The sequence below is a fragment of the Rathayibacter sp. SW19 genome (assembly GCF_030866825.1).
Lineage (GTDB): Bacteria > Actinomycetota > Actinomycetes > Actinomycetales > Microbacteriaceae > Rathayibacter_A > Rathayibacter_A soli.
Map to the genome: position 1 here is coordinate 3,648,135 of NZ_CP133020.1, position 21,537 is coordinate 3,669,671.

Here is a 21,537-nt window from a genome sequence, read left to right on the forward strand (position 1 = left end):
AGACGTGGCTCTCGGCGGTCACGGAGTGTTGGCGGCGAATGCCGTGACAAGTATTTCTGCGAGCGGCTGTGCTTCTTCCAGCGTGATGCGCGGCCCTCCCGTAGCGGGCGCAGCACGAGCGCGGCCGGGATACTCGACACGCAATGTTGGTGTCGTCCCATGATCTGTCTCAAGCCCGTCGGCCAGGCGGATAGCCATTTCGCCAACCGTCGTCGTAGTATCCGCGGTCACGACGACATCGCGGCCAGCGCCGCGGGCGATGACCGTCAGCTTGAGCTTCGCTCTGCGCTCCTGCTGTCTGCAGAGTGCAGTCTAGAACGTGCAGTCTTCGATGCGCTCGTTGATCGTAGCCGCCCTGCCTATCGCCGGAGAGCGGTCGGCCGAGGCAACCCGATGCTTTCGATCAGGTCACCGAGGGCGCGATCAAGCTCCGTGCCGGCCTGGGTGATCTTGTTGATGCCGAAGACCCGCAGCTGCGCGCTCGGCACATCGAAGGTCACGACCGTTTCAGCTACGGCCTCAACTACGGCATCCGCTCCGGCCATCGCTTCGGAGGCTGCGTGGGCTTCCACGCGAATCGGCGAGTACAGCATCGCACCCGGCTCGAGCCGGAACAGGCGCGCGGCCAGGCCGTGATTGACGATCAGCCACACGATGCTCGACACCGAACTTCCGGCCGAGCGCATCAGTTCGTCCGGTCTCGACGACCAGACACACACGAACCCACTTGGTGATTCCCACTGCAGACCGCGCACGAATCCTGACCAGCTGCCATCCTCAGCGAGCCGAGCCACGGCATCCGCGTCGGGCAGAGCGGGCACCGCCTGCTCGAACGCCGCCACCAGCGTCTCGAAGCGCACGTTCGCAGTCAGCCGTACGCGCCGCGCCTGATAGTCGCTGATGCTCTCGTCGCCGTCGTAACTCACCTTACAATCCTTGCAGCAGGCACCCGCTGGCCAGACCTCAAGGCTACGAGCGCCCAGACCCAGAGATTTTGTCCGCCGGCAGGTATCACACCGGCTCGATTTGTCAGAACGACTAACACGAGCGCCAGAGTCGCAGCGGCACGTGTCGGGGCCGCGTGCTTGAATTCGCGATCGGTTGTGAGCAGCGTATCCAGCACTTTGCGCCCTTTGAATGAGCCGCCGGCAGCAGATGCGGCTGCCGCCGCAGGTACCTGAGCAAACCGGCCACGCATTAACGCCGATATAGCGAATTCTTGTTCATACTTATGGGCACATCTGATTGACCACGCAGCCCGTCTGAACGACGAACTACGCGACCGGAAAAGCCTTGGCGAGCGCGCGGTGCGTCCGACGTGTGACCTCCGAGTGGAGTGGCCCAGGTTTCGCAATGTTGCTGACTGCCTTCTTCGGCCAGAGAACACGAATGTTCGAAATCGCAAAGTCGCCGCCGATCAAGGGCCAGTCTGCTTCCACGAAACAGAGCATCCCGACGACCGGAACCTCGCCCAGATTCACGGCTCGAAGAGCGGTACGTACCTTGCCAACCTGCCCTGTGACGCCATCAACAAGCCTCGTTTGATCCCGGGATCCGACCATGAGCTTCTCGATACGGGGCCGAAGAATGCCACCCTCGATTCGAAGACTGGGACGGCCCTTGTACTTCTTCGCGTCGATCACGAAAACCCCCGACGGGGAGACAACGATGTGATCGATGTTCGCTTTCGTTGGAGGGATCCGGCGGTCGTGGAGCACGAACGTTGATTCGTCGACGAGTCCATCGAGTCGACGGCCGAGGGCCACTTCGCCGGCAGCGCCGGTCGCCCACGCTTTCGTGCTCTGCGGGTCATCGGTGACGGCGAGGAGGAACCCGCCGATATGCGGATGCGCCTCACGAACACGTTCCTCGCGCTTGTTCTTGCGACGCTCATACTCGCGCCGAGCGGACGCACCCGCTGATCCTGCCTCCAAGACGGCAGGTTCGGATTTTCGATCTGAGCCTGCAGTGTGCACGTCTTCGAGCGCTGCCTCGTGCGCCCGAGCTCCCCCTGGCGCCGACGCAGCTCTTGAGGTCTTCTGGGCCAGCGAACAGGAAATGCAGGCGATGCTTTTGGAATCTCGGAAGTAGACTGCTCGCGTTCCAGCGGCGAGCTCCGCTCCACAAATGCGGCAGCGCCCTGCATACCGGAGAGCCATCTCCTTGGATTCGGCGACTGGATCTGAGTTCACCGTGCCCTCACGTCCTCGGGAGCACAACGTCGTCTGGCCATCAGCGACGGCGAAGAGCGAAGAACGAAGATGAGGGTAGATAGGGCAGCAAGCCAAAGCTTTGCGAGGTCTGCACCCGTCGCTCGTCTTCCTGACATACGTTGAGCTTATGAGGCGCGCCATGGACACGACTCCCCCAGTCCTGGGCTATTTCCAGCCCAGGATTCGGCTGGATGCGCCGCTAGGCATCCCGACAAAATGCGCGAGTCAGGCACGCCCGCGTTCATCGCGATCACATCCGGCGCGGCTGTTTCAGCGCCGCCGCGACCGAATACGCGACGGTGTGCGAAAATGCTCGGATGCAGTCGCCCCAGTCGTTGAGCGAAGCCGATCGGCGCGTCGTCGCAAGCTGGGCGGCGGACTGCGCTGAGCGCGTGCTGGTTCTGTTCGAAACAGAGGCTCCGACCGACGGTCGCCCACGTGATGCAATCGCTCGCGCTCGCGCATTTGCTCAGGGTGAACTCGATGCAGCCGGTGAGATTCGTCGGCGCTTCGTTGCAGGGCGGGCCGCGCACGCCGTGAGCTCGCCCGCCGCAGTGGCGGCTGCGCGAGCCGCAGCGCAGGCCTCTGGTGTCGCTCACATGGGCGCGCACGCTCTCGGCGCAGCCGCTTACGCCGCGAAAGCGGCGGGACTGGCCGCTCCGGGCCGGCCCACAGCTGTCTCAGACGAGATCGCGTGGCAACTCGACCACATGAACGCTCATGTGAGGTCGGCGCTTCAGCAATTGCCGCCCCTGGGGGAGGACTCCGCCGGCCCACTCGGTCCCGGACTTCTCACGTCGGGCCTCCTCGGATCGACTATTTGCACGATTCAGACCGCCATCGGCACCAGCTCGCCACAGGACAACATCCGATAGGCGAGCGCCCGAGTCCGATGTCTGCGGTGCATGCGACCATTCTCTCGACGGGCGATGGATCGGAGGGCGGATGCGGGGCGAGGCGACCGTATTGCACGCGGATCTCGACGCGTTCTACGCCTCGGTTGAGCAGCGCGACGCACCTTCGCTGCGTGGCCGGCCTGTCATCGTCGGGGGTGGCGTGGTGCTGGCCGCGAGCTATGAGGCGAAGGCGCGGGGCGTGCGCACCGCGATGGGCGGTCGGCAGGCGTACGACCTGTGTCCGGATGCCGTGGTCGTCCCGCCGCGTATGGACGCATATTCCACGGCAAGCCGCGACGTGTTCGCGATCTTCCGCGATACGACCCCGCTCGTGGAGGGACTCTCGATCGATGAGGCGTTCCTGGAAGTCGGCGGGCTCCGGCGTATTGCGGGCACGCCGGAGCAGATCGCGATGCGATTGCGGGAACGGGTTCGCGCGGAGGTCGGCCTCGCCATCTCGGTCGGGATCGCCCGGACCAAGTTCCTCGCCAAAGTCGCCAGCGCCGTGAGCAAACCGAATGGGCTTCTTCTGGTTGAACCGGACCGGGAACAGGAATTCCTGCTCCCACTCCCGGTAGAACGGCTGTGGGGGGTCGGCGCCGTTACCGCGGAGAAGCTGCACCGACTGGGCATCCGCAACGTCGGTCAGCTCGCCGACCTCGAAGAGGCCACGGCCGAAAGACTGCTCGGCAGGGCGACCGGGGCGCACGTACACGCGCTGGCCCGGCTGCGGGATCCTCGTCCGGTCGACGCAACGCGGCGACGAGGATCCATCGGCTCTCAGCGCGCGCTCGGCAGCCGCCCGCGCACGGGCGAGGAACTCGACGTCATCCTCACCCAGCTCGTCGATCGGCTCGCTCGCCGGCTCCGCGACGGCGACCGCACCTGCCGAACGATCGTGCTGCGGCTGCGCTTCGGCGACTTCGCCAAGGCCACGCGGTCGCGTACCCTCGGCTTCCCGTCAGACCGCACGTCCGTGCTGCTCACCATCGCCAGAGGCCTCCTTGCCACCGCCCGACCGGAGATCGAGGAGCGCGGCATAACTCTCATCGGCGTTGCACTCTCGCATTTGGGTCGAACTGACAGTTTCCAGCCCGAACTGCCGATCGACTGGGACGACGGTGCACGCCTCGACACCGTGCTTGACGCAGTTCGCGATCGCTTCGGAGCAACATCCGTCGCTCGTGCCGCTCAACTCGGTCGCGATCCAGGATGGTCGACTCCGCTCCTGCCGGAACACGAATGACGCGAGAGAGGGACTCAGGTTGATCTCTCCACGGATGTTCCGGGCCACAAGTCGCTTCACTCTGATCGAGCCGTTGACTTTCGAATATCCGAAAGGCACATGGATGACTTGCAGCAACTGGGTGCGTGCACTCCGGTGGCCGGCACCAGACTGGCACCACCACCCAGCCCTCACCGAACGGCATCGACGCTAATCCGGTGAGACCCGCAGAAGCATCCGGTGGAATCCGCAGAATGTCTCGGTGAAATCCGCAGAACAGCCTGGTGAAATCCGCAGAACAACTCGGTGGAATCCGCAATCACGGCGTAAACACAACACATGGATACTGGGCTTCTCCCCCGCAACGTCACCGAGCTGGCTCAGGAGACTCTGGCTGATACGCCGATCACGGTGATCAGTGGTGCCCGCCAGGTAGGCAAGAGCACACTCATGCAACAGCTCGTTCGCACTGGTGGTGCGCGGGTCGTCAACCTTGACGATCTGGGAGATCGGAGCGCGGCCGAAGCCGACCCTGATGGCTTCGCTGCGCAATACCCGCGAGGACTTCTCGCTATCGACGAGATCCAGCGCGTGCCGGAGCTACTGACGTCATTGAGGCGTCAGTCGATCGTGACCGTCGCGCCAGGCGCTTTATCGTCACGGGCTCTGCCGATCTTCTTTCGCTTCGTGGAGCTCAGGAGTCGTTGGCTGGCCGCGCAGAGACTATTCCCCTTGAAGGTTTCAGTCAAGACGAGCTCGCAGGTCGCAGCGCTGACTTCGCTTCCTTCGCATGGTCGCTGCCTTCTGGCAGTGTGCCGTCCGACGACCCTGGCATTACCCGCCGCGACTATCTCGAGATTGCAACAACGCCGGCGTTCCCAGAAGCACGCAGCAGAACAGGCCGCGCGAGGGATCGCCGGCTATCGAGCTACGCCAAGCGTCTTCTGGCTACAGACTCGACCGACATCATCGGCATCCAATACCCAGATCGACTGGCGACGCTGCTCAATGTCATCGCGGCGCGGAACGCTGGCGAATTTGTCGCCGCGCGCGTCGGTCGCGAGATCGATGTTCCAGAACGATCCATTCCGGCATATCTTCAAGCGCTGCGCAGTGTGTTCCTTATTCGGGTCATTCCCGGCTGGTCAACAACATCGCCAACCGCGCAGTGTCAAGCCCGAAAGGTGCCCTCACTGACACGGGCCTCGCGGCACACCTTTCGGGAGTCGACGTTGACGGACTCGAAACGGCCGTGCCGTCCCCCCCTCATCGGCGGCCTCGTTGAAGGATTCGTCGTCGGCATCGAAGTCAAATCATCAGCAGGCCCCCGAGCTGGCGACTTCAAGGGGCTGCAGTACCTCCGTGCACGGTTAGGAGAGCGGTTTGTCGCGGGTATCGTCCTTCACACCAGGGAACGGCCGCTCCCGTTCGGCGACCGGCTCTGGGCACTGCCGATCTCCACCCTCTGGACCAAACAGGGCGCGATCCACCGCTCTGCTTCGGTGAGCGAGGTCGCCGGGGTTTGGTCTGAGTTGTCTGTAGTCGGCACGGCGAATTGTCCAGCCTTTCTGCTGGTGGTGTTCAAAGTCCTGGTTGTGCCGTGCGGCTGATGGTCAGATTGTGTTGGTTTGGGGTGGGCGGCAGGCTGCTGTGAAGAGCGCGCGGGCGGTCTCATCGTCGTACCATCGTCACCAGAGAGATTCAGCCACATCTTCGTCAGTGACGGGCCGAACCAATTACACGTCGCCATAGGCTCCACACTCTCGATCACCAGCTTCGACAATGCGCCATGGTACGCGCCTTCCAGCCCCCACTTTCCGGCGCCGACCGGCCGGTCTACCGGCTCAGAGAGGTGGCCGTGGAACTCCTGCTCGAAGAGATCCATCGCAAACGGAGCGATGCACCTTCAATCCTGCTTGAAAACACCCTCTTCGACCGCGATTCGGTCGGCTTTGTCGGTCCGCCTGTCCCAGTCGTCGGCCAGGCGCCGGCCGTCACAATTCTGCCGTCGCAGTTCGCTGCCAGTTGCCTGGCACGAGCCACGGTGGCACCCTGGTAACGATCTCGTCGCCGGGACGACGACGGGCGACAAAGGCGGGTATCCCATGGGACTCATCAAGATCGACCTTTTCACCACCGTTGACGGCGTGGCGCAGGCTCCTGGCGGGCCGGATGAAGACACCGACGACGGTTTCGCGTTTGGCGGCTGGCAGGCGCCGCTCATCGACGACATTGTCGGTGAGCAGATCAGCTCTGGAATGGAGGGCATGGACGCCCTGCTGCTCGGCCGCCGAACATACGACATCTTCGCTTCGTACTGGCCGCATGCAAACGGGCCCATCGCGCAGCTGTTCAACCGTATCCCGAAATACATGGTCTCGCACCAGGCGCAGAGCCTCGAGTGGGCAGGTTCCACCCAACTTGGACCGGATGTTGCTTCCGGTGTCCGCGAACTGCGCGAGAAGCATGACAATGTCCACGTCATCGGGAGTCTGAACTTCGTGCAGACTCTCTTCGCCGAGCGGCTTTTCGACCAGCTCACGCTGTGGATGCATCCGATCCTCCTCGGCGGTGGAAAGAAGGTGTTCGCAGACGGCGTGGTTCCTGCGAACCTCAGGCTTAGCGAACCGGCCAAGAGTTCACCGCGGGGCGTGGTAATGCTGCGCTACGACCTTGCCAATGGCACGCCGAACGTCGGCACTATGGGCTGATCTCGCCAGCGCTCCATGAGTTCACGGAGACGCGCGATCTGCGGAGCGGCGAGCAGCCGATCTCATTGCACGACGTGCTTCACTTCCTGTCTTGGATACCTACCAATTCGAGGCGGACGCTAACTCGGCCCTGGATCCCAATCTGTGAGCTGCGCCCGCCAGTAAGGGCTGCTGACACCTCCACCGTGATTCTGCTCGGCTGAATTAGCGATGCCTCGACTCTGCCGGATGAGGCTTTGACCAGTGCGGTGACGTTGGCCGAGCTTTCGGTGGGGCCGCATATTGCAGGAACCGATCGGGAGCGTGGTGCCCGGCAAGCGCATCTGTAGCAGGTTGAAGCGCACTTCGAGCCGGTCCCTTTCGATGCTGTGTCAGTGCGCGCGTTCGGAAGGGCGGCCGTGTCACTCGGTCGCGCCGGGCGCACGCTGGCCCGGAACCGAAAGAAAGTCATCGAGTGAGTATTTGCACCGTTGAGCGCCGGTTATTACTGCAGATGGGCGCCACCGGATCGACTCGTTGAGCGCCACCGGATATTCTCACTGAGCGCCACTTCTGGGAGGACGATCAAGGGCAGGCAGCGGCCGCCCGCGGCAGTTCCTCACGATCCTCCCTCAGGGCACCGCTCCTGCCAAACACGAATGACACGAGCTAAGGAGTCAGAGCCCTGCCCGTCACGGTTCCGTGATCGGGCGTGGGTAGGCGATGTGCGTGCGGAGCCAGATCCAGCTGCCGTTTCTGCTGTTTCTGACGAGGTCGACGTGTATTGTCTCGTTCGGTTCGACCGGTCCTGCCGTGATGCGTAGCGTCCGCACGGCGAATTCCCCCAGCGTCCAACTTTCAGCGATGGTCCCGGAACTCGTCGAAGCCTCAGCGATGAGCTCGGCGCCGAGCTCGAGGAAGAACGGCACAACAACCCATTCGACGTCGAACGACCGAGCCTCGCTGATGCCGAAATCCGACGGAGTGAAACGGACCGAGACCCGGAACCAATCGGGCGGCTGCTCGGGATGGACGTCCCAGGAGTAGAAGAATGCGGGATTGAGATTCGGGGCGAAGGCGCTGTCACCGGTGGCGACGCCGGACGACAGCGCCAGGTTCGCGCCAGTGCCGAGACTGTAGAAGAGATGTCCAGCATCGATCGAGACGATCGTGCTCGGGTACAGACCGGAGCCGGCACCGATGTCACGGAGCTTCTTGGTGAACTCGGCCAGCTCCGAAGGGTCGGGTCGCTGGGGCGCGTTCGGGAGATTGGGGATGCGGTTCATAGCGCCGCAGAATACGCCCCGCGAGTCTCCTCAGCAACGAAATTCTGCGAAACTAGGAGCGTGGTCAAGATCGAGCGCACTCTCATCCTGCTGCGTCACGCCAAGTCGGACTGGTCGGAGTCGGGCCCCGATGTGGACCGACCGCTAGCCGAACGAGGCCGGGTCCAGGCTCAACTCGCCGGCCAATGGTTCACGGGCCACGCAAGCCGGATCGACCTGGCCGTCGTGTCGCCCGCCCGGCGCGCCCGAGAGACATGGGAGCTCGCGTCTGCCCAGTTGGTTGCTGCGCCCCAGACGCGATTCGACGACCGAGTCTATGCGGCGTCCACGGACCAGCTCCTCGACGTTGTGCGCGACATACCGAACAACGTCCACAGCGCCCTCCTAGTCGGCCACAATCCCGGCATGGAAGCGCTAGCCTCACTTCTCGCTGGCGAGGCAGTGATTATGCGTACCTCCGGCATCGCTGAGATCGGCGTCAACGGGTCGTGGTCCGAACTCGAGAGCTCATCGGCGGTGCTCCGCGTTGCAGGACGCTCCGACGGCCACAACCTGAGCTGATTGCGCACCTCCGCCGTCCGACGAGGTGCCCCTGGAGGGACTCGAACTCCAATTCGGCCCCGTCGAGCATCGCGCAAATCCGCCGCCATCCCAGTAGACTAGGGCATCTCGGATCACCGAGAGCTAGCTTCGATCTAGCTAAATTGCGGCCAAGTGTGGCCAAATTGCGGCCAGATTTGACCAGCCTTGTGCGGCGTCTCGTCTTTGCAGGCAATCCGGAGCGAAGCGGGCCTTAGGCCGGCAATACGACGATTATTAGCCGTGTGCTCTAATTGCCTAGGTGCGCGGGTCAGTAGTGGTTTGGGTTGGGAGTCGGCGGCGGTTTCCGGCCGCTGGCTGTCGTGGCGGGCAGGCGTGCCGTGTGTGGTCGGTGGGGTCTTCTGGTGTTGCAGAGACCGTGGAGCGACGGCGGCAGCTTGACTGGCCCTGGTGGGGCGGCCCGATCCAGGCGGGCTAGGTTCCCAGTCCGTTCATTGACCGTGCGGTTGTGGCGTTGAAAAGTTTGAGTAGGTTTTGGCAGCCGGCGATCAGGTCCCACTCGTGTTTGGCATGATCAAGCCCGCGCAGGAGCACGTGTTTGCCTTGCCTTGTGTGTCTGTCCGAACACCGGTTCAACGATCGCTTGCTCCTGGCATAAATATTGTGGCCGTGTTTGGATCGCAGCCTTGCACCATTCGTAGTTTCGCGGTCGCCCCGGCCGCCTGTTGCTGACCCGTCCCCATGATCGCTTCCTCTGCAGCGTTGAGTCGGCGGGTTGCGATGAAGAACTCTGCCTTGCCCGCACTGGCTTGCTCGATGCCCTCCGTGAATTCGAGGTTGACGACAACCGCGAAAGCGGCGACGACTGATCCAGTTCTGACATGGAAGCCGACCACGGTTCGGCGTGACTTCGAGCGTGCAATCGAATGGTGGATGAGAGCTGTGAACACTTCTTTCGATACCACGCCCCGGTAATAGGCGGCCCAGCCCCGAATGATCGGATCGAGCCGCCGAATGACCGCTTCAGCGTTGGTTCCCCGCAGGAGACCACCTCAGCGGCTAGCCGTTGCCGGATTCGCTTCACTGCCGCGGGAGAAGGCTTGATGGGCAGCTTGCCGGCATAACGACGGATGTTGAACCCGAGAAAATCGAAGCCCTCGTCAACCTGGACAATATGGGTCTTGTCCTGATTGAACGCGAGCCCTCGCGGGGCCAACCACTCACCCAACTGATCCCAGATCTGCTCGGCCCGTTGCCGGGTGTGACACATGACGACGAAGTCGACGGCGTATCGAACCAGCACTGGGGATCCCGCCGCCATGTGCGCTCCGTGAGGATCGCAACGCAGGTAACGGACTCCGGCAGCTTCTTCCATTCCGTGTAATGCGATGTTCAGCAGCATCGGGCTGATCACCCCGCCCTGAGGAGTGCCCTCCTCAGTTTGGCAGAACCGGCCACGCTCGATCACGCCCGCTTCCAACCAGCCCACGATTAGTTCCCGCGCGGGAAACTCGTCCAGGTGAGCCAGCAGACGCTCATCGTCGATGTGGTCGAATGCTCCTGACAAATCGGCGTCAAGAACCCACTGCCGTTTCGACAGTCGGCCTCACAGAGCCAAGTAGATCGCTTGGATCGCGTCTTGACAGCCGCGCCCGGGCCGGAACCCGTATGAGCGCGGTTCGAACCGTGCCTCCCGCTCGGGTTCCAGCGCATTCGAGACACGGCCTTGCTGCACTCGGTCTCTCAGCACCGGGATCCCCAGCGGCCGCTACTTCCCTTTCGCTTTCGAAATACAAACACGCCTGACCGGCAGAGCCTGCCACGGTGTCGTCTGCCGGTGGATATCCACCGCCAACGACGCCTTGGCCGGAGAGGCCATTGCAACCTCCCCGTCAATGCCCGCGGTCTTGCGAGCAGCGTTGCGCTCCGCAACCCGGCGAACACTATGGAACGTGTTCGATCGGCTGCGCAGCATCAACGTCTGCAGATTGCGGACCTTTTTCAAGTCCCGTCCTGCGACGCCTTGAAGATCCTTCGCCGCAACCGCCATACGTTCTCCTCGACGGCACGCCAATCGATCACGTCCCAATCAGATCATCGCCCTGCGGTCCGTTCACCGTGACGGTGTCTAACTTGCCCACAAGTGCCGGTGATGCCAGCATTCTCACTCCAAAGACTCACCTGGTCCACTTCAGCACCCTGTCGAGTTCGGGACAATGCCCGTATCCGGCCAGTTATGCGAACCCTTCGCCGAAGGAAGCGAAACCACGGGTCCGGTTTTCTGTCCCCTTTCGACCACCGGTATTAGCTTCTTGGACCATCCTGTTCCCGCCAAAGGAATTCAGCGTCCCTCACGGTCGGCCTATCGGGCCAAAAGCCCGGACACTGACGGGGTTACCACGTTCCGTATGCGCAAGACCCGGCCGGGATGGGTGCCGTCTCTACCCCGGGGCGGCGGTGTTCACACGACCAACTAAACCCCTTCGGTCGCCGCCTGCTGCTTCAGAACAGCCAGCTCTCACCCCGGTCACACATCCCATCTTCCGAGGCTCACCTTGACGAGGCGTCAACAACGGTTCACTCACATTCACCCGTCCGGCCTTCCTCTCGCCTGCGACCCCTGGATGCAACAAGGGCCCTTGGGCTTCTCCCTTCAGCTTCGCACCCGCCGTTACCAGCAACGCAAGCGAAGGTGGGGACAGGGCTTGAACACTGCCCCAAGCTACGTCATCAACGTCACCGCCGACCCCCAACTGACGAGCCACTTGACACATGCGACCTCGTGTCGCACCATCTACGAGATGCCTCTCTTCCCGAGATGAATTGGACCGTGGTGGGAATAGTTTTCCCTGATTAGACAGGCATTCTCTGTTTAACGCCGCGCTATCCCCAAAGCCCTACCGGTGGATCCAGGCTTAGGCTGATACTGTCCAGTTGATGCATGTAGTCATCATTGATCCGTTCGTCCCCCTCGAGCAAATCCAGCAACGCGTGCGGCTCGAGCATCGGATTGACGCCCTGAGTCGAGAAATCGATCTGACGAATGTGCAGGTCGTCATCACGGCGGGCATTGGAGTCAGTGCCTCTGACCTAACGCGTATGCCGAGCTTGTGTGAAGTCATTACCGCGAGTACGGGTATCGACCATCTCGACAAGGCGCTGTTAATGAGCCGACAAGTCCAAATTACCAATGTGCCCGACTACTGCACGGAGGAAGTATCAGACCACGCAGTCGCGCAGACCTGCGCACTTCTCCGTTCGCTGCCAAGAGCAATATCAAATCCGGACGGCGCCTGGGACAATCCGCAGGGAGTCGGAGTGCGCCGGTTTAGCTCAGCAAGGATTGGCGTACTCGGCACAGGGAGAATCGGTCGCGCTATTTGCAGGAAGCTTTTGGCGTTGGGTATGCTCGTGTCCGCCGCCCAACGTCCATCCTCTGACCGTGAAATGACACCCATACCTGGGGTTACAGCAACGTCTCTCGATGACATGCTTCCCAAGGTGGACGTGCTCGTTATCGCTGCTCCCGGTGCGCACGATGGCGGGGTGGTGCTCGATCAGAACCGACTCGCAAGCCTGCGTCAGGATGCTCTCCTGGTCAACGTGTCACGGGCGAGTCTCGTCGATCTCGTCGCTCTACAGCGTCAATTGGAAGCAGGATTACTGGCTGGTGCGTTTTTCGACGCATGGGAGCCTGAACCCCCCGTAAGTCCTTCTAGCCTGATGGAAGTCCCTGGACTCTTCCTGTCTCCTCATAGCGGATGGTACTCGCCAGAGTCTGCAAGTGATCTCTGGGGTGCAGTTGCCGCGAGGCTAGACGAGCTGGAGGAGACTCGCCCATCTGACTTGGCCGGGGATAATGATCGAAAGGCGCATGCGAATTGATGTGAGTTATAAGCCATCCCAGTAGTTCCCCGACAACACCAGCCGCACGGCACGTGGCCAAAGCACCACGTGCGTATCGACACCCAGCCCACATCCACCGGATTCGAACTGGTCAAATGTCAAGAACCGTAAAACACCGGTTCCTTGCGCATACCTTCTCATCTCGTTCACCAGACCCGGCCATCCGGCGGTACTGGGCCGCCCTGACTTTGTCGCGTGGCGAGTAACGCTTGGTGGTAGCGCAAGTCTGGACGGTTGGTGTGTGACCTCGTGATTTGGTGGACACTGGATCTCGTCACTTCGTGGATGCTGGGTGTCATGGCTTCGTGCACAGCTACCACCTCTCGGTCTCCGAGCACTGCGGGGAGGTCTGCCTGGCGCTGGGCGTACTGTTTCTGATACTCCGAGTTCTTACATTCCCATGGCTTCGTGGGGTGCGCCACATCGACGCCTTGGATGGAGTATGAGGCGACGTATCGGCCTCGGACGCTCAGCGCGATCATCGGCAGTGGGAACGAGAACACGATCTCACCGGTGGCGGGTCGGTCAGCAAGAACGCGTCGTCGGTGATCGTGCGGTAGAAATGGCGGCCGCCGTATGTGGCCGGCAGGGACAGGTGGTAGCCCTGATAGTAGACCTGCCGGTTCGCTTTGGTGACCTCCACGAGGGATTGATCCGCTGCGTGCTGCTGGGCGCTGTCGTCGGGGAGGACTTGACCGGTCTTGGAGATCGTCAGCGCCGCACGGCCCAGATCTGACTTGCGCTTGGCGCGGGCCCGCCGGTACTGTGAGGCTTTCGCTTCCAGCACCGACAGAGGGATCGGCTCGCTCGCCGGCGTGTGTTCGAGCAGGTCCCATGCCGCCCGCGGTGTCGCCTGTTCGAGGGCTTGATGCGGTCGGCGGTTAGTGCTCACGGAACCGCCCGATCCGGGCACGCAGCTGCTCCAGGGTGGCTGGTCGAGCCGCGTCGGGGCAGCGGGTCACCGTCTGGTGGGAGCGTTCGTTCTTGCCCTGCATGGTTGGCTTGCCCGGCAGCACGCTGATCGGCATGCCTCCTTTGGAGGCCAAGAAGATCTCCACTGACCCGATCCTGCCGTAACGCAGCTGATTGAACGCGAGCGAGTTGTCCGACAGCAGCGCCTTCGGTGCCCCGTGCGCGGCGATCGCCCGACCGAGCACCTCCTTCGCGTCGGCACTGTTCTCGTGACGCGCGAACGCGTCGGTGCCTACGTCGTACCGGCTGGCGTCGTCGAGCAGCTGGTACACCGTCACAACTGCCCGGAAGTCAGTTCATACTCGAACGCGTCCAGTTGCCGCAGCGACATCACCGTCGCGCGCACGAACGGAATGTACGACTACTTCGGCCGCTTCTTCGGCGACGCGTCCACCTGCCCACGGCTGCCAGCAGGCGAGCGATCGTCGCCACCGACGGGACGCTTCCGCCCGGGAATTCGTCGTCCAACGCCGCCTCATAGTAGATCGAACGGGGCCGCAATCCCAGCCGTCGACTCGTGGACGGCCCGGGCGCGGATCTTGTAGAACACGCTGCGAGAGATCTTCAACGAACGGCAAAACCCGATAACCGACAGCCCGTCAGGCTGGGTCGGGTCGTATTTCATGATCGCGGCACGAGTCTGGGGTGAAAGAGAATTCGTCATCCCACCCAACTGCCACCGCTACGGGTGTCTCCGATGCTGTGAGACAGGACACACGAAGCCATGACACCCAGAGTCCACAAAGTGACGAGATCCAGTGTCCACGAAGTCACGAGGTAACACACCAACTACGTGGACTCGCGCTACCACCGAGCGCTACTCGCCGGTCACGGCTGCTCCCATCCTCCCCGGCGTTCCCAGGTCAGGCTGCAGCCAACTTCACCCCACCACTACGACGCCAGGGGGACGAAAATCTTGCACGGTCCATTCGAACAAATAGCGCTTCGTGGCGCCACAAGCCATTTGACACGCCCCCGGCACGCTGTGCACTACTCATTCAGACACGCGCGCCGTCTTCTTGAGCAGTCGCCGCAACGTTCTGCTGCAGGTTCACCCATACCGTGTCAAGTCGCCTACGACCTTCGACAGAGAGCGGCGGAATAGGTCGGCGGGGCGCTCCGCAGCGCACACCATACTTTCCAACAAGGTACTTTACTGCAGCAAACACACCCTCCCGGACCATGGCATCAATTGTCGCGTTGATCCGCGCCTGTACGACGCGTGCGCCCACCAGGTCACCAGCATGGGCTCGTGTCCGGAGCGACCGGAAAAGCTCGATCTGCAGGCCAATCGTCGTACCGATCGCGGCTGTTGCGCCCATCGTCAGTGCAGGCAGGTAGAGCTCGTCAAATCCATTGATGAGCTTCACCTCCGGGTACCTGGCGACCAGCCGTTCGGCGCCGAAGAGGTTCTGTGAAGTGTGTTTAATTCCAATGACCTGAGGAAGCTCGAACAATTCGTCATACCCGCCATCGACGACGTCGCGACCAGTGAATTGAGGAATGTTATAGACGATGAACGGGATATCCACAGCATCGATGACAGCCCGGTAGTGAGCGACCACATCAGATGTGGAGTAGCGGTAATAGAGCGGTGGAATCATTGAGATCGCCGTTACCCCCGACTCCTGCGCGGCACGCGCAAGTGTGATCGATTCTCGCGTTGTCATGGCACCGACATGTTCAATGACCGGAACCCGACCCGCTGCGGCCTGGACTGCATCGCGGCTGACAGCGCTCCGCTCTTGTGTCGACAGCAACATGCCCTCCCCGGTGGAGCCCCCAACGTAGATCCCCTCGACCCCGCGGCGGATGTCGGTGTCGACCAGCGTCGCCATGTTGTCGAGGTCGATCGACTCGTCCTCTCGCATAGGAGTGGGGACCGCGACGATGAGCCGCTCACCTATGACGTCAGTCACCATGCCGTCCATCCGCCGTCTACAACGAGGTTCGATCCAGTCATGTAGCGCGACGCGTCCGATGCGAGGAAAATAAGCGCTCCGTTGTACTCGTCCGCTTGGGCCATCCGCCCGATCGGTATTCTCGACTCGTAGTTCGCGTGAAATTTCGCGTCCTGCGTTTCACGCCATACGCCCGCCGGCGTCAAGGTATTCACCCGGATCCCCTCACGACCCCAGTAGGTCGCGCAGTAGCGCGTCAAGTTGTACAGCCCGGATTTCGCAGCCGAGTACGCGACGGGCTTCACAAATGGGATTCCGGTGTCAATGGCCCTGTAAGCGTAGATATCCTGCACCGGCGAGACCATGCCGTAAATCGAACCGATGTTGATGATCGATCCCGCGAGTCCAGCCCCGCGCATCAAACGTCCCGCGGTCTGCGTGACAAGGAAGGTGCCTACGAGATTGGTCTCGATAACCTCACGAAAAACCTCGGCCGGGAACTGTTCGAATGGCCCTGATACTGCCGGCGGCGCACTTGGCTGAGTGTCGATGCCCGCATTGTTCACAACAACCGTTGGTACACCCCATGCTTCGACCACACGCTCAAACCCCCGTTCTACGCTCCGTTGGTCCGTGATGTCTATCTGCACCGCTAAGAGGCGATCGTAGTCGGTCGCCACTCCCAGCCGTTCTGCTGCATCGGGCCTCCCTTGTCGCGAGGTGACGACGACGCGCGCACCTCTCTCGTGCAACGCCTTCGCGAACTCCGTGCCAATTTGCCCGAAGGCACCGGTGACAACCACGATGCGACCCTCTACCGAGAACAGCGGATCACTTGCTCGCTCCATGCCAACCTCTCTCTCCTTGCACTTCCCGTCGGCGGTGTGGCGAGAAGTAGACGTCCTCGTCCCACGGTTCAGGCGCCGCTGTCCGGGCCTCGCCTCTATATAACATCAGGCGTCACGATGCACGTCTGCCGCTGATGTCCGAGCCCGTCGATCTCCATGTCGACGACGTCACCGGCGGCGAGGTACGGGAACCGGCCCGACAGCGCAACACCTTGCGGGGTACCTGTGAGGATCACATCTCCCGGTTCAAGCGTCAAGTACTGGCTCAGCTCCCACACAATGTGGTCAACGGGGAAGAGCAGGTCGCTTGTGCGCGAGTCCTGACGGACATGGCCATTGACCCATGACCGTAGGCGCACATCGCTCACGTCCACTTCGTCGGGGGTCGCCAGCCAAGGCCCCAACGGGAGAAAGCCAGGAGCTGACTTCCCCTTTGACCACTGCCCCCCGGAGACTGCGATCTGCCAGTCCCGCTCGGACAGGTCGTTACCGATGGCGAACCCGGCGATGTGTGCGCAGGCATCAGCAGTGGCGGCGAGCCGTGTGGTACGTCGGCCGATGACGACGGCTAGCTCCACTTCCCAGTCGGTTTTCGTGCTGCCGACAGGAATCTGTACGTCATCGTCCGGACCAACCACCGCATTTGGGGGTTTCATGAACATGACCATGTGCTCCGGCGGCTCGTTTCCGCTTTCGGCGGCGTGGGCCGCGTAGTTCATCCCGATGCAATAGACGGCAGACGGCCGGCCCACCGGTGCACCCACCCGCAATGACACGGCATTGGACAGCACCGGAAGACTTCCAGATGCGAGAGCCTGCCTGGCACGTCGAATACCGTCGGATGCGAAAAAGTCGCCGTCGATTTCGGCGGTCACGGCGGAAAGGTCGAGGATCCGGCCGCCCTCGAGGACGACGGGCATCTCTTTGCCCAATGGCCCAAGACGCGCTAAACGCACGACCTGCTCCTACCCGGAACCGCAGCCACCGCTGAGTTGATCGCCCAATGCCGCGATACGCTTCCACCGTGGTGCATCGCACATTTGTCCGTCACCACGAGTGGCCCCCCTCTGGACAAACAAAAGTCACCGCAAACCTCGATGCCCGAGGCGACCACATGCATTGGAATACGCCATCCCACCCGCAACCGTGTTATAAACAACAATTAGCGATCTCCTCCGACTAACGGTGCGAGTGCTGTCTCTAAGGCTTCGCGAACCGCAGCTGGCACGGGAGAAGCAGGACTGCGGTTCTGTCCAAGATCCCGTCCCAGGATTGCGAGCGCAGTTTTCACACGAGCGGGGAACTGAGGGCCGCGGACGACCTTCCAAATTGGGAACATGGTGTCCTGCAGGATGCAGCCGTCACTATGACGGCCCTCCTGCGCGGCATCCCAGAGGCGCCGACATTCGGCGGGGAAGAGCGAAAGCACGGCCGAGATCGCTCCGTCCGCGCCGAGCTCGAAGCACGTGAACAGCATCTCATCGGTCGCAGCGTAGACCATTGCTCCGGGGGTGGTCAGACGCATGTCATACATCGCCATGACCCCACCGACGCTCTGCTTCACTCCCACAACGTGCTCGATGTCGTGCAGACGCGCGAAAAGTCGTGGGCTGATCTCATTTTGTGGCACGACATTGTAAACAATGATCGGCAGTTCGACCGCGTCGGAAATCGCACGGTAGAACGCTTCATTACCGTCGTCATCTGGAACGAGCACGTTATAAAAGGTGGGCGTTACCATGAGAGCGTTCGCACCCGAATCACGGGCCACCAATGCTGCCCGGACGGCGGCTTGGGTGGAACTGCGGATAACGCCGGCTACCACAGACCTATCGCCAGCGATCTCGCGCGCATCCTCAACCAAACGGCCGAGTTCGTCGTCTTCAAGCGTGGCACCTTCACCGGTGCTACCGCCCGGGCTGACTCCGTGAATACCCTGCTCCAAAAGATATGAGATCTGGTCGCGATATGCGCCGTAGTCGATCTCGCCAGACGCTGCGAATGGTGTCAATGCGGGGGCAATGAGCCCGCGGGGTAGCTTGGGAGACTCCATTAATTCATTCCTTGCCTATTGTGTGCATTCAACAGAATCCAACGACGAGTCCCAGGGCCACCACAAACAATCACATAGCAACGAACCGAATAATCTGAGAGAGATCGATAGCGTCGAAACGCAGACCATAGGAGACCGCTTAGAGACTGAGACCGGAAGGGGCGAGGTCCCTTTCGATAGTCACCCTGATGCAGAAATTCACCGCAATACTTACTTCAGTTGCAGAGCCCGAATACGACTACTATCAACTGATTTCAAACCTATACGACTCTTCCGTTGTCTGTCAACTGAGGAGTACCGTGACGTGAGCCGAGCTCTGTTGACAGACAGAATTGGCCTTGGACATGGCGAGGCCTAGCAATTGTGAAGTGACACTCCTCACATTCGAGCTCTCATCGTCAACAGGCGCTGACGAAAACGAGCTGACGCGACGCCTTGACCGTTCGCCGTTCAAGCTCGGGTCGAATGGCGCCGGGTCCGACAACAGTCACGGATCGCCAACCGCAGGTTTTGCGGTGCGGGTGCCGTTGCCCGGCTCGTCTTCGAGCCCAAGACGGCGGTAGTGGCCATCTAACTCCTCCCAGTACCGCATGGTAGGCGGCCTCTCGGTCCGCTCGTGCATCGAAGGAGAGCATAGGCTCTGGGCGTCCCGGGAGCTGGCGACGATGCGTCCAGTGGGCTATCTTTCCGGCATAAGCAGGTCAGTGAAGGACGCCCGCATCCAGGCTGCGACCTGACTCACCATTGGCATCGGGCTCGCGTTCAATAGGCTGATGCAAGCCCCTGGACCGCACGCCAGTACAGCCCGACCGGCTTGACTTTCAAAATCGATCCCGTGCAGGCTTGCGACATGCAACTTACCCCCGCAAGTCGAGCCGTGTTCGCGGTGGATATCGGCACCTCGAGTAGTAAAGCGATTCTCGTCCGGCTTGATGGAACCGTAATACGGTCGGGCACCAGGCAGCACACCGTCAAGCGACCGCATCCCGGCTGGGTGGAGATGGACGCGCTTGTCTGGTGGGAGGAGGTTGTCTCCTTGGCGCACGAGCTGTGCGAGCCAGGCGGTGCGCAGGTGATTGCCGTGGGAGTCAGTGGCATGGGACCGTGCGTACTGCTTACCGACGAAGCAGGCACGCCGCTCCGCCCGGCCATCCTGTATGGCGTCGACACGCGGGCGACGAAGCAGATTGCGGAGCTGACCAAACGGTTCGGCGAACACGAGATCCTCCAGCGAGGAGGGTCCGTCCTGACGACACAGGCCGCCGGAGCGAAGATCGTTTGGATCGCGGAGAATGAACCGGATGTCTATGCGAGCGCAAAACGCCTCTTCATGCCCGCATCCTGGCTCGGCTTCCGCCTTACCGGGCAGTACGTGCTCGACCAGCACTCCGCAAGCCAGTGCACGCCTCTCTATGACGCGCAGGCCTTGGAGTGGTACCGGCCGTGGAGCGACAACGTCGCGCCCGGCATCTTCTTGCCCCCGTTGAAGTGGCCAGGCGAAGCAGCCGGCATTCTGACAACGGCAGCAGCCGCTGAGACCGGTCTGCCCGAAGGTATACCCGTAATCACCGGCACGATCGACGCGTGGAGCGAGGCGATCAGCGTCGGCGCCCAGAATCCGGGTGATCTCATGCTTATGTACGGGACGACGATGTTCCTCGTGCACACCGTACACAAGCCGTTGACCAGCCCCTCGCTGTGGGGAACGGTCGGCGCCCTGCCGGGCACGCGGAATCTTGCGGGAGGAATGTCAACGTCCGGCGCGATCACTGGGTGGCTGCGCGAACTTTTTGGATCCCGCGACTACCCTCAGTTGCTACGTCTCGCTGAGGAGTCAGGACCCGGGGCTCGGGGACTCCTGATGCTGCCCTACTTTGCGGGCGAGCGCACCCCAATCATGGACCCACAGGCACGCGGAATGATCGCCGGGCTCACGGTCTCACATACGGCCGGCGATCTGTACCGAGCGGCACTGGAGGCAACCGGACTCGGTATCCGTCACAATATCGAAACCATGGAGGCGGCCGGCGGCCAGATCGACCGGATCGTCGCGGTGGGCGGTGGCACGCAGGGCGGCGTCTGGACGCAGATCGTGACAGATATTATCGGTCGTGAGCAAGTGATCCCAACTCAGACGATCGGCGCAAGCTACGGTGCGGCTTTCCTCGCTGCGCAGATGGTCGCCGATGTGAGCATCGAGGAGTGGAACCCGCTCAAGGAAGTGCTCACGCCGCGGGACGAGTTGGCCGAAGATTACGATGAATTGTTCATGCTTTACCGTCAACTGTATGAGCAATCGAAGGATGTCGCGCACGCGCTCGCGGCGCGTGAGCGCCGCCTACATCGGTCTTGATGACCTCTGCGCGCCGCCGGATAGGTCCAATCGGTTGCTGCGCCGACATCGCGCATGCAAGTATCCCCCACCGTCCCAGTCAACACCCGCCTGATAGGTGATCTGGTAGCACGTCCGGGCAGCAAGACGCGAGGGGTTCTCGGTATTAGCCGGGCTGCCGGCTGAGCCGGCAGAGCGTGTCAACACGCCGAAGACGTCCAATAGGAACCTGAATGGCGTCGATCTACGAGGCGGCCGCGCGGGCTGGACTGTACCCGTTCGGGTCTCACCGCTGTTCAACAGGGTGAACGTTTCCCCCGAGAAGTCGAGGCAGTGCAGGAAGTCACGAAAGCCTTAGGCTTCACCTCAACCGCACCGCACGTACCCTGCGAGCACAAATCTCTGAATTGATCGCACTCGTCATTCCGATATCGAGGACCCGTTCTTCACCTAGATGGCCCGCGGCGTCGAAGACCTCGCCCCGGCGGTCGGTTACTCGGTGGTCCCGTGCAACTGTGGCAACGACCACGAGAAGGAAACCCAATACATCGACATAACCACAGCGAGAACATGGACGGCGGCGGCCAGAGGCTACTCTGACCTGACCCGCCTGATCCACCACAACCGCCCGACCGTCACTCTTGGCTCTGTGCTACATGGCTTCGAAATCGATGG

17 protein-coding genes and 4 pseudogenes are annotated in these 21,537 nt (G+C 61.9%); 9 read left to right on the plus strand and 12 right to left on the minus strand.

Annotated elements, in window-relative coordinates; translation table 11 throughout:
- Nucleotides 1-18: 18 nt before the first annotated feature.
- From QU604_RS17075 to QU604_RS17085, 3 genes are all read right to left on the minus strand, one after another.
- Nucleotides 19-231, minus strand: a complete 213-nt coding sequence (locus QU604_RS17075) for a hypothetical protein (RefSeq protein ID WP_308465811.1) — start codon at nt 229-231, stop codon at nt 19-21.
- Between the two features lie 128 nt (nt 232-359).
- On the minus strand, nt 360-926 hold the full coding sequence (locus QU604_RS17080; protein WP_308465812.1) for a hypothetical protein: 567 nt from the start codon (nt 924-926) through the stop codon (nt 360-362).
- Nucleotides 927-1,274: 348 nt separating this feature from the next.
- Nucleotides 1,275-1,934 carry a nuclease-related domain-containing protein gene (locus QU604_RS17085; protein ID WP_308465813.1) on the minus strand — a complete coding sequence of 220 codons (660 nt, stop codon included), beginning with the start codon at nt 1,932-1,934 and terminating at the stop codon, nt 1,275-1,277.
- Nucleotides 1,935-2,530: 596 nt separating this feature from the next.
- On the opposite strand from QU604_RS17085, the gene QU604_RS17090 reads away from it, so the two are divergent.
- From QU604_RS17090 to QU604_RS17110, 6 genes and pseudogenes are all read left to right on the plus strand, one after another.
- The gene (locus tag QU604_RS17090; protein ID WP_308465814.1) at nt 2,531-3,088 is read left to right on the plus strand and encodes a putative immunity protein; all 558 of its coding nucleotides are present in this window, start codon (nt 2,531-2,533) and stop codon (nt 3,086-3,088) included.
- Between the two features lie 70 nt (nt 3,089-3,158).
- Entirely contained in the window at nt 3,159-4,355 is a 1,197-nt protein-coding gene (dinB, locus tag QU604_RS17095) for a DNA polymerase IV (protein ID WP_308465815.1), read from the plus strand.
- A gap of 318 nt (nt 4,356-4,673) precedes the next feature.
- Nucleotides 4,674-4,943: pseudogene (locus QU604_RS22245) on the plus strand (AAA family ATPase); the annotation flags it as partial.
- 203 nt (nt 4,944-5,146) lie between these two features.
- On the plus strand, nt 5,147-5,944 hold the full coding sequence (locus QU604_RS17100; protein WP_308465816.1) for a DUF8612 domain-containing protein: 798 nt from the start codon (nt 5,147-5,149) through the stop codon (nt 5,942-5,944).
- A 179-nt stretch (nt 5,945-6,123) separates the two neighbouring features.
- Nucleotides 6,124-6,393 carry a hypothetical protein gene (locus QU604_RS17105; protein ID WP_308465817.1) on the plus strand — a complete coding sequence of 90 codons (270 nt, stop codon included), beginning with the start codon at nt 6,124-6,126 and terminating at the stop codon, nt 6,391-6,393.
- Nucleotides 6,394-6,439: 46 nt separating this feature from the next.
- Nucleotides 6,440-7,045 carry a dihydrofolate reductase family protein gene (locus QU604_RS17110; protein WP_308465818.1) on the plus strand — a complete coding sequence of 202 codons (606 nt, stop codon included), beginning with the start codon at nt 6,440-6,442 and terminating at the stop codon, nt 7,043-7,045.
- A gap of 671 nt (nt 7,046-7,716) precedes the next feature.
- Here QU604_RS17110 and QU604_RS17115 read toward each other — a convergent pair.
- Nucleotides 7,717-8,310, minus strand: a complete 594-nt coding sequence (locus QU604_RS17115) for a hypothetical protein (protein WP_308465819.1) — start codon at nt 8,308-8,310, stop codon at nt 7,717-7,719.
- Between the two features lie 60 nt (nt 8,311-8,370).
- Between QU604_RS17115 and QU604_RS17120 the strand changes: the two genes are divergently transcribed.
- The gene (locus QU604_RS17120) at nt 8,371-8,871 is read left to right on the plus strand and encodes a SixA phosphatase family protein (protein WP_308465820.1); all 501 of its coding nucleotides are present in this window, start codon (nt 8,371-8,373) and stop codon (nt 8,869-8,871) included.
- 611 nt (nt 8,872-9,482) lie between these two features.
- Here QU604_RS17120 and QU604_RS17125 read toward each other — a convergent pair.
- The 3 genes and pseudogenes from QU604_RS17125 to QU604_RS17135 form a co-directional block, all read right to left on the minus strand.
- Nucleotides 9,483-9,893, minus strand: a complete 411-nt coding sequence (locus tag QU604_RS17125; protein WP_308468958.1) for a group II intron maturase-specific domain-containing protein — start codon at nt 9,891-9,893, stop codon at nt 9,483-9,485.
- 146 nt (nt 9,894-10,039) lie between these two features.
- A pseudogene (locus QU604_RS22250) lies at nt 10,040-10,417 on the minus strand (reverse transcriptase domain-containing protein); the annotation flags it as partial.
- 201 nt (nt 10,418-10,618) lie between these two features.
- Nucleotides 10,619-10,932, minus strand: a pseudogene (locus QU604_RS17135) (reverse transcriptase N-terminal domain-containing protein).
- Between the two features lie 855 nt (nt 10,933-11,787).
- Here QU604_RS17135 and QU604_RS17140 point away from each other — a divergent pair.
- The gene (locus tag QU604_RS17140) at nt 11,788-12,735 is read left to right on the plus strand and encodes an NAD(P)-dependent oxidoreductase (RefSeq protein ID WP_308465823.1); all 948 of its coding nucleotides are present in this window, start codon (nt 11,788-11,790) and stop codon (nt 12,733-12,735) included.
- 344 nt (nt 12,736-13,079) lie between these two features.
- Here QU604_RS17140 and QU604_RS17145 read toward each other — a convergent pair.
- The 5 genes and pseudogenes from QU604_RS17145 to QU604_RS17165 form a co-directional block, all read right to left on the minus strand.
- A pseudogene (locus QU604_RS17145) lies at nt 13,080-14,392 on the minus strand (integrase core domain-containing protein); the annotation flags it as partial.
- 334 nt (nt 14,393-14,726) lie between these two features.
- Nucleotides 14,727-15,659, minus strand: a complete 933-nt coding sequence (locus QU604_RS17150) for a dihydrodipicolinate synthase family protein (RefSeq protein ID WP_308465824.1) — start codon at nt 15,657-15,659, stop codon at nt 14,727-14,729.
- A complete protein-coding gene (locus QU604_RS17155; protein ID WP_308465825.1) occupies nt 15,644-16,477 on the minus strand; it encodes an SDR family oxidoreductase in 834 nt (277 codons plus the stop codon). The genes QU604_RS17150 and QU604_RS17155 overlap by 16 nt, the downstream gene beginning before the upstream one ends.
- 95 nt (nt 16,478-16,572) lie before the next feature.
- Entirely contained in the window at nt 16,573-17,433 is an 861-nt protein-coding gene (locus tag QU604_RS17160; RefSeq protein WP_308465826.1) for a fumarylacetoacetate hydrolase family protein, read from the minus strand.
- A 206-nt stretch (nt 17,434-17,639) separates the two neighbouring features.
- Nucleotides 17,640-18,530: a dihydrodipicolinate synthase family protein gene (locus QU604_RS17165; protein WP_308465827.1), complete on the minus strand. Its 891-nt coding sequence runs from the start codon at nt 18,528-18,530 to the stop codon at nt 17,640-17,642.
- An 850-nt stretch (nt 18,531-19,380) separates the two neighbouring features.
- On the opposite strand from QU604_RS17165, the gene QU604_RS17170 reads away from it, so the two are divergent.
- Nucleotides 19,381-20,883 (plus strand): FGGY-family carbohydrate kinase, encoded by a 1,503-nt coding sequence (locus QU604_RS17170; RefSeq protein ID WP_308465828.1) that lies wholly within the window; start codon nt 19,381-19,383, stop codon nt 20,881-20,883.
- The last annotated feature ends 654 nt before the right edge of the window (nt 20,884-21,537 follow it).